We start from the raw sequence: 14,182 nt of genomic DNA on the forward strand, positions 1-14,182 counted from the left end.
GCAGCCGCGACAGTGTTATCATGCGCGGCACAATTTAACGCCCGCTTCCAGCACCAAGGAATACCCATGTCCCGCAAATTGACCATAGCCACCCGTGAGAGCCCTCTCGCCCTGTGGCAGGCCGAATATGTTCGCAGTGCCCTGCAGGCCGCGCATTCAGGGCTTGATGTGGAACTGCTGGGGATGACCTCACGCGGCGACCAGCTGCTCGATGTGCCTCTGGCTAAAGTCGGCGGTAAAGGACTGTTTGTGAAAGAGCTGGAAACGGCGTTACTCGACGGCAGTGCCGACATTGCTGTGCACTCCATGAAGGACGTTCCCATGGAGTTTCCCCCAGGGCTTGGGCTGGGTGTCATTTGTGAGCGGGAAGACCCCACTGACGCATTCGTGAGCAATACCTACCATCGTCTGGAGGATCTTCCTGCCGGCAGTGTCGTGGGTACCTCCAGTTTACGACGCGAGTGTCAGCTGCGTGCCCGGCGTCCCGATCTGGAGGTGAAGTTTCTGCGAGGTAACGTCAATACCCGGCTGCGCAAACTTGATGACGGAGAATACGATGCGATTATTCTCGCCAGTGCCGGCTTGATTCGCCTGGGCTTTCAGGATCGTATTGCCGCCACCATCAGTGTCGAAGATTCACTTCCCGCCGGTGGGCAGGGAGCCGTAGGCATTGAATTGCGCACTGACGACAGCGATACGCTGGCGCTATTGCAGCCGTTACACCATGCGCCAACGGCGCATCGAGTCACCGCCGAGCGGGCCATGAACCTGGCGCTGCAGGGCGGCTGCCAGGTGCCCATAGCCTGTTACAGCGTTTATCGGGATGACCAGCTCTGGTTGCGCGGTCTCGTGGGCAAGCCCGACGGTAGCGAGATTCTCCGTGCAGAGGCACAGGCGCCTGCTGACCAGGCTGAAGCACTGGGACAGACGGTTGCCCGGGATTTATTGGCCCAGGGTGCGGGCCAGATTCTCGCCGAGGTCTATGGTGACTGAATGCGGGCGCGTTCTTGTCACACGTCCTGCTGGCCAGGCGGACAGCCTACTCGCGCGACTTGAACAGGCGGGCTATAGTGCCAGCCATCAGCCGCTGCTGGCATTGGCGCCGCTGGCTGAGCTCGCACCATCGCTGCGGCAGCGGGTACTGGACCTCGACCTCTACGCCCATGTGATTTTTATCAGTGGCAACGCCGTGCGCTACGGACTCTCTATTATCGATGACTACTGGCCCCAGTTGCCCACTGGGATTAACTGGTATGCCATCGGGGGAACCACGGCTCGGCTGTTGGCCGAGCGCGGCCTCGTCGCCACAGAGCCAGGTGCGCAAATGAACAGCGAAGGTCTGCTGGCGGTGCCAGCGTTGCAGCAGGTCGTCGACCAGCGGGTGTTGATTGTGAAAGGGCAGGGCGGTCGCGAACTCCTGCAGAGTGAACTGACGGCGCGCGGCGCGCGGGTCGACGAGCTGGCCTGCTACTCGCGCGCATGTCCGCCACTGGAGCAGGGTGCTCTGGCACGGACAATCAGCGAGGGCGGGATAGAGACCGTGCTGATTTCCAGCGGCGAAGGTCTGCAGAATATGCTGACATTGCTTAGCGGGGAAGAAACCACTAAGTTTAGGGATGTACGCCTTGTGGTGCCTTCTCTGCGAGTGGAGAAGCTGGCGCGCGAGGCGGGTTTTACGCAAATTGATACGGCGGCCAATGCCTCAGATGAGGCCATGATGGCAGCCCTGCAAGGGCGGTAATCCGGAGATCATTGAGTGAGTGACGAGAACAACAGCACGACCGGGAACAAGGCAGATGAAGTCGCCCCGGCTGATACCGGCAAGGATGAAGCTGCCGCTTCCGAGCAGGGTGATACGCCCGGGAAACAGGGCAGTCCGCTGGTAGAGAAGAGCGCGGCTTCTGCAACGCCCCTGCGCCGGTGGTGAAGAAAGGCTCTTCGCTCGTCGCCTGGTTGGCGCTGGTACTGGTGTTGGTGCTGGCTGCAGCAGCAGGCTGGACCGTGCAGCAGGGCATGCAGCGTGAGGCCGCGCTGGTGCAGCGCATTGAATCACTCGGCACTGAGCTGGCTCCTCCGGAGGTCGACCTGGATGGTCTCGAACGCAAGCTGCGCCAGCAAATAGATCGCAAATCCAAGCAATCCAGCGATGCTATCAGCCAGCAAAATGCCCAGCTGGACCAGCTTCGTGCCCAGATCCGCGACCAGCAGGAGCGCCTGGCATCCTTTAGCGCCAACGATCATGACGCCTGGCTGAGAGCGGAGGCCCAGTACCTGTTGCGGCTGGCCAGCCAGCGGCTCATCATGGCCCGTGATGTCGTGTCTGCCCAGGCCTTGCTGGGCAGTGCCGATAGCATTCTGGATGAATTGAACGATCCCACGCTCTACGATGTGCGGGCCGCCGTTGCCTCGGAACAGGCAGCACTGCGGGCCGTGCCCAAGGTGGATGTGGAGGGAATCTACCTGAGCCTGTCGGCCCTGATAGAACAGGCTGATTCGCTGGTGATCTTCCAGATGCAGGAAACCGAGGCGCAGCCCGAGGCCGAGCCCACTGAGGGCTGGCAGAGCCGCCTGGCCCGCGGCTATGAGGAAGCGGCACAGAAACTGTCGGACTATGTCGTGATCCGACGTCGGGACGTACCCATGCGGGCATTGATGGATCCGCAGTGGGAAGGGCTGGTACGCCAGAACCTGAGAATGTTGCTGGAGCAGGCCCAGGTGGCCCTTTTGTCAGGTAACCAGACGCTGTACACCGAGAGCCTGCAGCGTTCGCTGCACTGGGTAGAGCAGTTCTACGATTCTGATGAGGCGGCCGCGAAGGCGATGGCGCGAGAGATTCGCCAGCTCGAGCAGCGCACGGTACAGGTGACCATGCCCGATCTGACCCGCTCCCTGAAAGCACTGGATAAGGCCATGAAGGAAGCTATCGGGCAGGGAGAGGCGGGCTAAGTCATGCGCAAACTCTTTCTGCTCGCCCTGATCGCCCTACTGCTCGGTGTCGGTATTGTCGCCGTTATCGAGACTGATCCCGGTTATGTGTTGGTGGCCTACGGCAACTACACAGTAGAAACCAGCCTGTGGGTAGGCCTGGTGATTCTCGCCTTTTTCACCCTGGCCATTTATTTGTTGTTGCGCTTGCTCCGCCGGGTGGTGGGCGGACAGAACTCCCTCGCCAGCTGGTTGGGAGGCCGCCGTTCGCGCGCCTCTTCTCGCTTGACCACCCGCGGCATGATCAGTTTCATCGAGGGCAACTGGCAGCGTGCCCGCAGGCAGTTGCTGCGTGGCGCCAAAAATAGCGAAGCCCCGCTGATCAATTACCTGATGGCTGCCCGCGCCAGCTACCGACTAAACGAGCCCGACCAGATGCGTGAGTATCTCGGCGCCGCAGAAGAGGCCGAGGCCGAAGCGGGCATAGCGGTCGAGCTGACCCAGGCCGAGATGAAGCTGCATGCTGGGCAGTATGAGCAGGCCCTGGCTACCCTGGTGCGCGCCCGCCGCAACGCGAGCCGCCATCCCTACGTGCTGGACTTGTTGCACCGCGCCTATTACGGCCTCAAGGACTGGGGGCAATTGTTGGAATTGCTGCCGGAGTTGCGCAAGTACAAGGTGCTGGATGAGGCAGCGCTGAATACACTCGAGCGCGAAGTGTATATCGCGCTGTTGGCCGCACAGGCGGCCGGCGAAGACAGCGGCGATCAATTGCGCCGGGTGTGGCAGAAGGTCCCTTCTGCACTTAAACAGGATCCGGAAATTCTCAACCGCTACGTGGCAATGTTGGTCGCCGGTGGTCACGAGGCCGCTGCGGACAAGGTGATTGTGCGCGCACTGAAGCAAAACTGGCAGCCCAGCCTGGTCCGCCACTATGGCTATCTGGGCCTGGAGCAGCCCGCCCGTCAACTGGCCCAGGCCGAGAGCTGGTTGGCCAGTCACCCGCAGGATGCGCAGCTGCTGCTGTGCCTGGGTCGTCTCAGTGCCAGGGAAAAGCTCTGGGGCAAGGCGCGCGATTACTTGGAAAGCAGTTATCGCCTGGAGCGCTCAGCGGAAGTCTGTGCGGAATTGGGGAGGTTATTGCTCGCACTCGGCGAGCCAAAAGTGGCTGCTGCCTATCATCGCGAAGGTTTGCAAATCAGTCAGGGCGGGACCCTACCGGAGTTGCCCATGCCAGAGGCAACTCAGCCTCCGGCACGGCGTCAGGCCTGATTAGAGCGGGTATTTCTGGAAGACCAGTGAGGCGTTGGTGCCACCAAAGCCGAAGCTGTTCGACATCACGCGCACCAGGTCCACGTTGTCGTGGCGTTCGGTGGCAATGGGCAGACCTTCCGCTTCCGGATCCAGGTTTTCGATGTTGGCCGAAGCGGCGATAAATCCACGCTGTTGCATGAGCAGGGTATAAATTGCCTCCTGCACGCCGGCGGCGCCGAGGGAGTGCCCTGACAGCGACTTCGTAGAGCCGACCACCGGGATGCTGTCCATGTCGGCGTAGGCCTCTTTGACGGCTTTGAGTTCCTGGATGTCGCCCGCTGGCGTAGACGTGCCATGGGCGTTGATGTAATCCACGTTGCCCTCGACAGTGGACAGCGCCTGTTGCATGCAGCGTACAGCGCCCTCGCCAGAGGGGGCGACCATGTCGTAGCCATCCGAGGTGGCGCCATAGCCGACTACTTCTGCGTAAATTTTTGCACCCCGCGCCAGGGCGTGATCCAGCTCTTCCAGAACCAGCATGCCGCCACCGCCGGCAATTACAAAGCCGTCGCGGTCCGCATCGTAGGCGCGCGAGGCGCGCTCGGGGGTTTCGTTGTATTTGGTGGAGAGCGCGCCCATGGCATCAAACAGGCTGCTCAGGGTCCAGTGCAGTTCCTCACCGCCGCCGGCAAATACGATGTCCTGCTTGTTGAGCTGGATTTGCTCCATGGCGTTGCCGATGCAGTGCGCACTCGTGGAGCAGGCCGAGGAAATGGAGTAGTTCACGCCCTTGATCTTAAAGGGGGTGGCCAGACAGGCTGACACGGTGCTGCCCATGGTCTGGGTGACCCGGTATGGGCCCACCCGGCGCAAGCCGCGCTCACGCAAAATATCCGCAGCTTCAGTCTGGCTGGCAGAGGAGGCGCCGCCGGAGCCGGCGATAATGCCGGTGCGCACGTTGGATACCTGCTCTTCAGTTAAGCCAGCGTCTTCAATGGCCTGCTGCATGGAGATGTAGGCATATGAGGCGGCATCGCCCATAAACCGCAGCTGCTTGCGGTCGATCAGGGATTTGATGTCGATGTCCGGGGAGCCGGCGACATGGGAGCGCATGCCCATGTCGATATGTTCCTGGCGAGTGCTAATGCCCGATTTGCCCTCGTACAGTGCCTGCGCAACTGTCTCGGCATCATTGCCCAGGCAAGACACAATGCCCAGGCCGGTAACTACAACGCGTCTAGTCATTGCTTTAGAAAGACTCCGTGGATTGGAAAAGGCCGACCCGCAGGTCGCTTGCTGTATAAATTTCACGGCCGTCTACGGAAACACTGCCGTCGGCGATACCCATCACCAGTTTGCGTTCGATGACGCGCTTCATGTTGATGTTATAGACCACTTTGCTGGCGGTCGGGAGAATTTGGCCGGTAAACTTCACTTCGCCACAGCCCAGAGCGCGGCCGCGGCCCGGATTGCCGCGCCAGCCCAGGAAAAAGCCGACCAGCTGCCACATGGCATCAAGGCCCAGGCAGCCCGGCATTACCGGGTCGGACGGGAAGTGGCAGTCGAAAAACCACAGGTTCGGATTGATGTCGAGCTCGGCGACAATCTCGCCCTTGTCGAACTCGCCGCCCTCGGAGCTGATATGGGTGATGCGGTCAAGCATCAGCATATTGTCCACCGGCAACCGGGCATTGCCTTCGCCAAAGAGCTCTCCGTGGCCGCAGGCTACCAATTCGTCCTTGGCGTACGCGCTTTTTCCAGTCATGTTGTTTCCAGGCTAATTAGGTCCGTCGCCCGTTGCGGGCTGGGAAGCGTGCCCATTCTAATAGTTGCGGGCCACAAGTCCAGCCTAGGCGACTGTCGGGAGTGGCTTGCAGGGACTGCTTTGGTTACTATGTTTGAATAGTGGTGCTCTCGCAGAGGTTTCATTATTTCTGCAGGCAGGTCGATTTCCAAGTTTCACTTCAAGGATTGAACATGTTGACTCCCGTTCTTCTGTCCGGCGGCGTGGGCAGCCGGTTGTGGCCCGTGTCGCGCGAGGCCCATCCCAAGCAGTTCCAGCCCCTGGCTGGTGAACTGTCCATGCTGCAGGAGACTCTGCGGCGCACCTCAGGCCTGGAGGCGACCGCCCCCCTGGTGGTGTGTAATGAAGATCACCGCTTCATGGTGGCCGAGCAGTTGCGCCAGGTGGATTTGCGGGCTAGCGCGCTGATTCTCGAGCCCGCGGGCCGCAATACGGCACCGGCGGTGGCCCTGGCTGCCCTGCGTGCGGTGCAGGATGACCCTGAGGCGCTGTTGCTGGTCTTGCCTGCTGACCACGTGATACAGGACGTGGCTGCCTTCTCTGCGGCAGTGTCGCATGCTATTCCTCTGGCCCAGCAAGGGCGGCTGATGACCTTTGGTGTGGTACCCGCCAGCCCCGAGACCGGCTACGGTTATATCAAGTGTGGCGACGCCCTGGGTGATGAGCTATACGACCTCGAGCGTTTTGTCGAAAAGCCTGACCTGGATACCGCGAAAACCTACGTCGAGAGTGGCAGCTACCTGTGGAACAGCGGTATGTTCCTGCTCCGCGCCGATGCTTATCTCGCTGAACTGGGTGAGCACAATCCCGCCATGCGCACCGCCTGTGAGCAGGCCATGGCCAGCGCGGCGACAGACATGGATTTTGTGCGGCCAGATGCGGAAGCTTTCGCGGCCTGCCCAAGCGACAGCATTGATTACGCGGTGATGGAAAATACCCGCCTGGGTGGCGTGGTGTCGCTGGACTGTGGTTGGAGCGATGTCGGCGCCTGGTCGGCACTGTGGGACGTCCACCCCGGCGACGAGCGTGGCAATGTGGTGCAGGGCGATGTGATGATCGATAACTGCGATAACAGCTACTTCCGCAGTGAATCGCGTCTGGTGGCAGCCACCGGCGTAGAAAACCTGGTTGTGGTGGAGACCGCCGATGCCGTGCTGGTGGCTGAGCGCGACAAGGTCCAGGATGTTAAGAACATTGTCGCTCGACTCAAGACAGAAGGGCGCCCCGAGCACAGCCTGCACCAGTGCGTATACCGCCCCTGGGGTTGCTATGAAAGCCTGATCGTCTCGGATCGTTTTCAGGTGAAGCGCATTACGGTGAACCCCGGTGAGCGTCTGTCACTGCAATTGCACCACCACCGTGCCGAGCACTGGATAGTGGTCAGTGGCACGGCGGAAGTCACCTGCGAAGATAAAGTTTTCATGCTGGGCGAGGATGAGTCGACTTACATCCCGCTCGGCCACAAGCATCGCCTCGCCAACCCCGGGCGCATTCCGCTCGAACTGATTGAAGTGCAGACCGGCACCTATCTGGGTGAGGATGATATTGTAAGATTTGACGATCAATACGGCCGCAGTGATTAGGTCTTTTCAAGGAGAATCAGGATGATCAAGAAGTGTCTCTTTCCCGTGGCAGGGTACGGCACCCGGTTTTTGCCCGCGACAAAGAGCATGCCCAAGGAAATGCTGCCCATCGTGAACAAGCCGTTGGTGCAGTATGGGGTTGAGGAAGCCATAGAGGCCAACATGACGACCTGTGCGTTCGTCACCGGTCGCGGCAAGCGCGCCATTACCGACCATTTCGATATCAGCTATGAGCTCGAACACCAGATATCCGGCACCGGTAAAGAGGCCTATCTGGGGAGTATTCGCTCGGTGCTCGATAAGGGCGTGTTTACCATGGTCCGCCAGCGCGAGATGAAGGGCCTGGGACACGCGATTCTTACCGGCCGCTCGCTGGTGGGAAATGAGCCTTTCGGCGTCCTGTTGTCAGACGATTTGTGCCTCAATGCCGAGGGCATGGGCGTACTTTCGCAAATGGCCGAGCTCTACCACCAGTTCCGCTGTTCCATCGTCGCCATCCAGGAAGTGCCCATGGACGAGGTGCATAAGTATGGCGTGATCAAGGGTGAAAATCTGCGCGACAGCATTTACCGGGTCGACGACATGGTGGAAAAGCCGGCCCAGGAAGACGCTCCTTCCAATCTGGCGATTATCGGTCGCTATATCCTCACTCCGGATATCTTTGAGATTCTCGAGGAAACGCCCCCGGAGCCAACGGTGAGATTCAGCTGACCGATGCCTTGCAGACCCAGGCCAAGCGTGGCCTGGTCATGGCCTACAAGTTCAAAGGCCAGCGCTTTGACTGCGGCTCCGTGCCCGGGTTTGTCGAAGCGACCAATCACGTTTACGAAAACTACTACGGCAAGGACTGAGGCCAGCGTTGTGAGCGAAATTACCTGTTTCAAGGCCTACGATGTTCGTGGTCGGGTGCCCGATCAACTCAACGAAGATATCGCTCGCCGCATTGGTCGGGCCTACGCAGAGGTCATCAAGCCCAAGCGCGTTGTGGTCGGTCACGATATCCGCCTGTCCAGCGAAGCTATTAAGGCGGCGCTCAGCGAGGGGCTCATGGAACAGGGTGTCGATGTTTACGACATCGGCATGTGCGGCACCGAGGAAATCTACTTCGCTACCTCCCATGCCAATATGGACGGGGCATCGTGGTGACCGCCAGCCACAATCCCAAGGACTACAACGGCATCAAGTTTGTGCGCGAGGAGTCCAAGCCGATCTCTGCAGACAGCGGCCTGGGAGAGATCAAGGCGTTGGCGGAGCAGAATGATTTCACAGCGGCGGCGGAGCGCGGTCAGCTGCAGCCGCTGGACACGGCCGGCGCTTATGTCGAGCACCTGCTGTCATATGTTGATGTGAGCAAGCTCAAGCCCCTGAAAATTGTGGTGGATGCAGGCAATGGCGGCGCAGGCCGGGTTGTCGACCTGCTCGAGCCGCATTTACCGTTTGAGTTCATCAAGCTGCATCATGAGCCCGATGGCAATTTCCCTAATGGCATTCCCAACCCGTTGTTGCCCGAAAACCGCGCCGCCACAATCGCCGCGGTCAAGGAGCACGGCGCCGACCTGGGTATTGGCTGGGACGGCGATTTTGATCGCTGCTTTTTTTACGATGAAAACAGCGAATTTATCGAGGGCTACTACGTGGTCGGCCTGCTCGCCGAGGCCTTCCTGAAGCTTGAGCCCGGCGCCAAGATCGTTCACGACCCACGCCTGACCTGGAACACGGTAGATCAGGTGTTGGCGTCTGGCGGCCAGCCGGTGCTGACCAAGTGCGGCCACGCCTTCATCAAGGAGCGAATGCGCTCCGAGAACGCGGCCTACGGCGGCGAGATGAGTGCCCACCACTACTTCCGTGACTTCGCCTACTGCGACAGTGGCATGATTCCCTGGCTGCTGGTCACCGACCTGATCAGCACCACGGGTAAGCCCCTGAGCACCATGGTGTCGGAGCGCATGGCGGCCTACCCCTGTTCCGGCGAGATCAACCGATCAGTCGACGATGCCAAGGCGGTGCTGGCCACAGCGGAAGCCACCTATGGCGATCAGGGTGAGGTTGATCACACCGATGGCGTGAGCGTCGATTGCGGCAGCTGGCGCTTTAATCTGCGGATGTCCAACACTGAGCCTGTCGTGCGGCTCAACGTTGAGTCGCGGGGCGATGTTGCACTGATGGAGTCCAAGACTGCTGAGCTGCTTGCTTTGATCGAGGGCTAGGGGTTAAGGCTAGCCGCAGTGCTCATTACCGTTTTCCGCCCCATATTTGGTAGTAGGTATGACCTGAGTCTATTCAGCAGCCGGAACAGAGCACCGCTGCCGGGTTTGGGATGCTTGCACGCTAGTCGTAACGTCACTGGATAGAGGCGGGCGGAACGGCCACAAAGCTCCGCTCCGGCAGTTCCGGCAGCTCCGGTCGCGGCGTAACTCGGAGTAGGAATTGCAGCGCAATTCCAAAACACTCCTCAAACACCCACCACGAAAAGCCCTGCGCTGCCTCCCGCTGCGCAAAAAGCGTGGCCTGATGGTTCCGTCCACCTCTACCCAGTGACGTTGCTCTGGTCTGTTCTCTGAGCAAATAACGCGCCGTCTTTTACACGCAAGCCTGCTTGGCGTTTAGCTTGATCGGAGCCATGCCGGCGGGCGATAGGGTTTTCGAGCCATCAGGCCGTGCTTATGTTTTGCAGAAGCAGCGAAGGGCTTTCCGCAGGGAGTGTTTGAGGCGTGCCTGAGGATTGCAAAGCAATCCCACGCCGAGTTGCCCTGCGGCCGTAGCTGCTGGTGCAAACATACGGCCGCGAGGAAACGCTATCGCCCGTCGGCAGGGCGGATAGCCGGAAATGGCCTAGTCCTGCGCTTTCTGCCAGGCAGCAATCAAGCGGTCGGTGGCAGGATCCATCGCAGCGTTGGTGCTCTCGCCCGCCATGATGCGGAGAATCTGGACACCGATTTCCTTGCCCAGCTCGACACCCCATTGGTCAAAGGAGTTGATGCCCCACATGACGCCGCTGCAATACGTGCGGTGCTCGTACAGGGCAATAAGGGCGCCCAGGGTCGTTGGTGTGAGGGCTTCCATTGTGATTACGGAGTTCGGTCGGTTGCCCTGCATAGCCAGGTGAGGTGCCAGTTCCTCCGCTCGCGCTGGGTCGACACCACGCTCGACCAGTGACGCGTGCGCCTCCTGCAGCGAGCGGCCCACCATCATGGTGCGGCTCTGGGCCAGGCAATTGGCGACCAGGCGGCGGTGTTGCTCGGTCATGCCCGTGTGGGTGGTCAGCGGCAGGATGAAATCGGTCGGGCACAGTTCGGTGCCCTGGTGGAGTAGCTGGTGGAAAGAGTGCTGGCCCATGGTGCCCGCTGAGCCCCACAGCACCGGCCCCGTGGCGTGGTCCACAGGCTGGCCAGATTTGCTCACGCCTTTGCCGTTACTCTCCATGGTGAGTTGCTGGAGAAAGTCCGGGAAGCGCTGTAGCGCGTTGTCGTAGGGCAGGACGACGTGATTGCCGGCGCCAAAGAAATTGCAGTACCACACCTCCAGCAGGCTGAGCAGTACGGGTAGATTCTGCTCCAGCGGTGCCTCGGCGAAGTGCTGGTCCATGGCGGCAGCGCCTGCCAGGAACTGTTCAAAGTTGTCCCAACCCACGGCGATGGCGCAGGACAGGCCGACGGCTGACCACACCGAGTAGCGGCCACCGACCCAGTCCCACATGGGCAGGCAATTGTCGGCGTCAATGCCGAACTCGGTTGCGGCCTCGAGGTTGGTGGTAATGGCCAGGAAATGCATGGCCAGGTCGGCCTCGCTGGCGCCGGCGTTGAGCATCCACTCGCGGGCCACCAGGCTGTTGGTCAGAGTTTCCTCGGTGCGGAAGGACTTGGAGCAGACAATAAACAGGGTGGTGTCCGGGTTCAGGTCCCGCAGGGTGTTTTGTAAATCGGCCGGGTCCACGTTGGCCACGTAGTGGCAGGCCACGTCGCCCTGGAAGGGGCGCAGTGCTTCGGTGACGAGGCGCGGCCCGAGATCAGAGCCTCCGATGCCAATGTTGACCACGTCGGTAATGACGGCGCCACTGAAGCCCAGGTGCTGGCTGTTGTTGAGGCGCTCGGCCCAGTCGCGCATGGTGGCTCGGCTGCGTTGTACTTGTGCCAGTTTGTCTTCCAGGCCGGGTGCGCTGGTCGCGCGCAGCAGGCTGTGCAGTGCCGGTCGCGCCTCGGTGTTGTTGACCTCAGTGCCATCGAGCAGGGCCGTGGCTGCGTGCTCCAGATCCGCCTCGCGAGCCAGGGTGTAGAGCGCCGCGAGGGCGGTGTCATCGAGCAGGTGCTTGCTGTAGTCGAGCGTGATGCCCGCAGCATCCAGGATGTATCGCGAGGCGCGCTCAGGGTCGGTTGTGAATAAGTCGTTGACTGAGCTGTCGCTCATCGCCAGCGCCATATCAGAGAGCTTCCCAAAGCTGGGAAGTTGCGAAAGAAGGGTAGCAGCCATTGCCGTCGTCCTTGTTGTTAGTGCGGCGAGTGGTTGTAGGCAGCTTTGTGGTTGTAGGAATGCTGCGATGGGGCCTTGAGTATAAAAACAGGCGCCCGCGGACGCAATCTAAATCAGTGATCCCGGTCGATTGAGAGCGCCGTTACCGCTGCCAGCGCAGTGCGCGCCGCATTGTCTTGCAGCTCTTCGAGGTTAGCCAATGCCATGTCGTGATAGCGCTTGGCTTCCGAGCGGGTGTAGTCAAGCGCGCCGCAGCGCTGTACGGCAGCCAGCACCTGGTCGATATCCTCGGCCGTCTTTTCGGAAATCGCCTTGCGCACCAGGGTCTGCTCTTCTGCGGTCCCGTGCTCCAGGGTGTAGATGAGGGGCAGCGTCGGTTTACCTTCAGTGAGATCGTCGCCGACATTTTTACCCATGGTGGCCGGGTCCCCTTCGTAGTCGAGCACGTCGTCGATCATCTGGAAGGCAATGCCGAGGTTCAGACCGAAATCGTGCATGGCCTGCCGCCGGTCGTCGTCACAGCCGCTAAGTACTGCCGCACCGTAACAGCCTGCAGCAAACAGGATGGCGGTTTTACGAGTGATGACCTCCAGATACTGGGCTTCGGTCGTATTTGCATCGCCGGCCCTGACCAGTTGCAGTACTTCGCCCTCAGCGATAGTGTTGGTGGTATCAGCCATCTGCCGCAGAATGTCCATGTCCGCCAGCTCTACCATGAGCTGGAACGCCCGGGTATAGAGGAAGTCGCCTACCAGAACAGATGGTGCGTTACCAAACTCCGCGTTGGCGGTGGGCCGGCCGCGGCGCAGGCTGGAGATATCGACCACATCGTCGTGGAGCAGGGTGGCGGTGTGAATGAATTCGATCACCGCGGCAAATTTAATGTGGTCCTGCTGGCAAGGACCCAAGGCCGCTGCACTCAACAGCACCAGCAGTGGGCGCAGGCGCTTGCCGCCGGCGTCGACAATGTAGTGGCCGATATTCTCGACCATGCCCACGTCCGAGTGGAGCTGTTCAACAATCAGTTGGTTGACCTGCTCGAACTCAGAGGCCACGGCGGCGCGTATGTTTTGCATATAGATGAAGCAACAAGAAATGGCCCGGGCATGCTAGGGCCAGCCCCACCCCTGTCAAGCGCACGGCGGCAGAGGTCCCGGCCAGCGCAAGCTATTGTTTTTAGCCAATAATTAACCCTTGCGAGGGTGGGTGGTTTTCAGTAAAATCGCCGCCCTCTGACTCCTGCTGCACCCTATGGGTTGCCGCAGATGCTTTAACCAACTGTTTGTGCCTGGCTCTGCCCCCTTGATTTATAAGGGTTTTTTCCAAATGCGAGCAGGCTAATTAAACGGAGTGCAATATGTACGCAGTAATCGAAGCCGGTGGTAAGCAGCACCGCGTAGTTGAGGGCGAAACCCTCAAGCTGGAAAAAATTGAAGCCGCCACTGGCGAAACTGTCGAGTTCGACAAGGTTCTGCTGGCCGGCGCAGGCGAAGACGTCAAAATTGGCACCCCCGTCGTAGACGGCGCCAAGGTCACCGCTGAAGTGGTTGCCCACGGTCGCCATAAGAAAGTGAAAATTGTTAAGTTCAACCGTCGTAAGCACCATCGGAAAGAAACTGGCCACCGCCAGTGGTTCACCGAAGTGAAAATCACTGGTATTTCGGCGTAAACAGGAGGGTTTGAAGAATGGCTCATAAAAAAGCTGGTGGTAGTACCCGTAACGGACGCGATTCCGAGAGTAAACGCCTTGGCGTCAAGCGCTACGGCGGTCAGGAAGTCCTGGCAGGCAACATTCTCGTGCGTCAACGTGGCACCAAGTTCCACGCCGGTGAAAACGTAGGCATGGGCAAGGATCACACTCTGTTTGCCCTGCAAAACGGCAAAGTAGAGTTTGTTACCCGCGGTCCAAAGAACCGCAAGTTCGTTCAGGTGGTGAGCGCCTGATCGCACTGACGCGATATGCACCAAAAAGCCTCGTCAAATGACGGGGCTTTTTTTTATCTTTCAAAGAAGTAATGAGCGCACCTTCAGTGACTGTGCGGTGAGCAGCAAGAAACTACGCTATCCTGCTGCTTTTGCCGCACTCGAGCGACGCGGCAGAGACTGGTTTACCGATGGACTGTATGAAGCAGGGATGCCGATTATAAGC

The 14,182-nt window shown here is 59.9% G+C and carries 12 protein-coding genes and 2 pseudogenes; 10 read left to right on the forward strand and 4 right to left on the reverse strand.

Annotated features, from left to right (window positions below):
- Positions 1-66: 66 nt before the first annotated feature.
- From hemC to BST95_RS05730, 5 genes are read left to right on the forward strand one after another with little or no spacing between them, the layout of a single operon-like run.
- Positions 67-993, forward strand: coding sequence for a hydroxymethylbilane synthase (hemC, locus tag BST95_RS05715; RefSeq protein WP_084198512.1), 927 nt, complete (start codon positions 67-69; stop codon positions 991-993).
- The gene (locus BST95_RS05720; protein WP_084198513.1) at positions 983-1,741 is read left to right on the forward strand and encodes a uroporphyrinogen-III synthase; all 759 of its coding nucleotides are present in this window, start codon (positions 983-985) and stop codon (positions 1,739-1,741) included. The genes hemC and BST95_RS05720 overlap by 11 nt, the downstream gene beginning before the upstream one ends.
- Before the next feature lie 15 nt (positions 1,742-1,756).
- Complete coding sequence (locus BST95_RS19635) at positions 1,757-1,927, forward strand: hypothetical protein (RefSeq protein WP_157114458.1); 171 nt, start codon at positions 1,757-1,759, stop codon at positions 1,925-1,927.
- Positions 1,924-2,946, forward strand: coding sequence for a uroporphyrinogen-III C-methyltransferase (locus tag BST95_RS05725; RefSeq protein WP_169843860.1), 1,023 nt, complete (start codon positions 1,924-1,926; stop codon positions 2,944-2,946). The genes BST95_RS19635 and BST95_RS05725 overlap by 4 nt, the downstream gene beginning before the upstream one ends.
- A gap of 3 nt (positions 2,947-2,949) precedes the next feature.
- The gene (locus tag BST95_RS05730; RefSeq protein ID WP_102106372.1) at positions 2,950-4,197 is read left to right on the forward strand and encodes a heme biosynthesis HemY N-terminal domain-containing protein; all 1,248 of its coding nucleotides are present in this window, start codon (positions 2,950-2,952) and stop codon (positions 4,195-4,197) included.
- Here the strand turns inward: BST95_RS05730 and fabB are convergent, their stop codons facing one another.
- Both fabB and fabA read right to left on the reverse strand, forming a co-directional pair.
- A complete protein-coding gene (fabB, locus tag BST95_RS05735) occupies positions 4,198-5,424 on the reverse strand; it encodes a beta-ketoacyl-ACP synthase I (RefSeq protein WP_084198515.1) in 1,227 nt (408 codons plus the stop codon). It lies immediately after the preceding gene.
- Between the two features lie 4 nt (positions 5,425-5,428).
- Positions 5,429-5,944: a 3-hydroxyacyl-[acyl-carrier-protein] dehydratase FabA gene (gene fabA / locus BST95_RS05740; protein WP_066055645.1), complete on the reverse strand. Its 516-nt coding sequence runs from the start codon at positions 5,942-5,944 to the stop codon at positions 5,429-5,431.
- 212 nt (positions 5,945-6,156) lie between these two features.
- Between fabA and BST95_RS05745 the strand changes: the two genes are divergently transcribed.
- The 3 genes and pseudogenes from BST95_RS05745 to BST95_RS05755 all read left to right on the forward strand — a co-directional run bounded on the left by BST95_RS05745 (position 6,157) and on the right by BST95_RS05755 (position 9,773).
- Complete coding sequence (locus tag BST95_RS05745; protein ID WP_084198516.1) at positions 6,157-7,566, forward strand: mannose-1-phosphate guanylyltransferase/mannose-6-phosphate isomerase; 1,410 nt, start codon at positions 6,157-6,159, stop codon at positions 7,564-7,566.
- Positions 7,567-7,587: 21 nt separating this feature from the next.
- Positions 7,588-8,417, forward strand: a pseudogene (gene galU / locus BST95_RS05750) (UTP--glucose-1-phosphate uridylyltransferase GalU).
- Positions 8,418-8,427: 10 nt separating this feature from the next.
- Positions 8,428-9,773, forward strand: a pseudogene (locus BST95_RS05755) (phosphohexomutase domain-containing protein).
- A 625-nt stretch (positions 9,774-10,398) separates the two neighbouring features.
- Here BST95_RS05755 and pgi read toward each other — a convergent pair.
- Complete coding sequence (gene pgi / locus BST95_RS05760; RefSeq protein WP_084198517.1) at positions 10,399-12,033, reverse strand: glucose-6-phosphate isomerase; 1,635 nt, start codon at positions 12,031-12,033, stop codon at positions 10,399-10,401.
- A gap of 113 nt (positions 12,034-12,146) precedes the next feature.
- Positions 12,147-13,109 (reverse strand): polyprenyl synthetase family protein, encoded by a 963-nt coding sequence (locus BST95_RS05765; RefSeq protein WP_084198518.1) that lies wholly within the window; start codon positions 13,107-13,109, stop codon positions 12,147-12,149.
- A gap of 281 nt (positions 13,110-13,390) precedes the next feature.
- On the opposite strand from BST95_RS05765, the gene rplU reads away from it, so the two are divergent.
- Together rplU and rpmA are read left to right on the forward strand one after the other, a co-directional pair.
- Entirely contained in the window at positions 13,391-13,702 is a 312-nt protein-coding gene (gene rplU / locus BST95_RS05770) for a 50S ribosomal protein L21 (RefSeq protein ID WP_066055627.1), read from the forward strand.
- 17 nt (positions 13,703-13,719) lie between these two features.
- A complete protein-coding gene (gene rpmA, locus BST95_RS05775) occupies positions 13,720-13,977 on the forward strand; it encodes a 50S ribosomal protein L27 (protein ID WP_066055624.1) in 258 nt (85 codons plus the stop codon).
- Positions 13,978-14,182: the final 205 nt, after the last annotated feature.

The organism is Halioglobus japonicus, from assembly GCF_001983995.1.
In the GTDB taxonomy this organism is placed as follows: Bacteria; Pseudomonadota; Gammaproteobacteria; order Pseudomonadales; family Halieaceae; genus Halioglobus; species Halioglobus japonicus.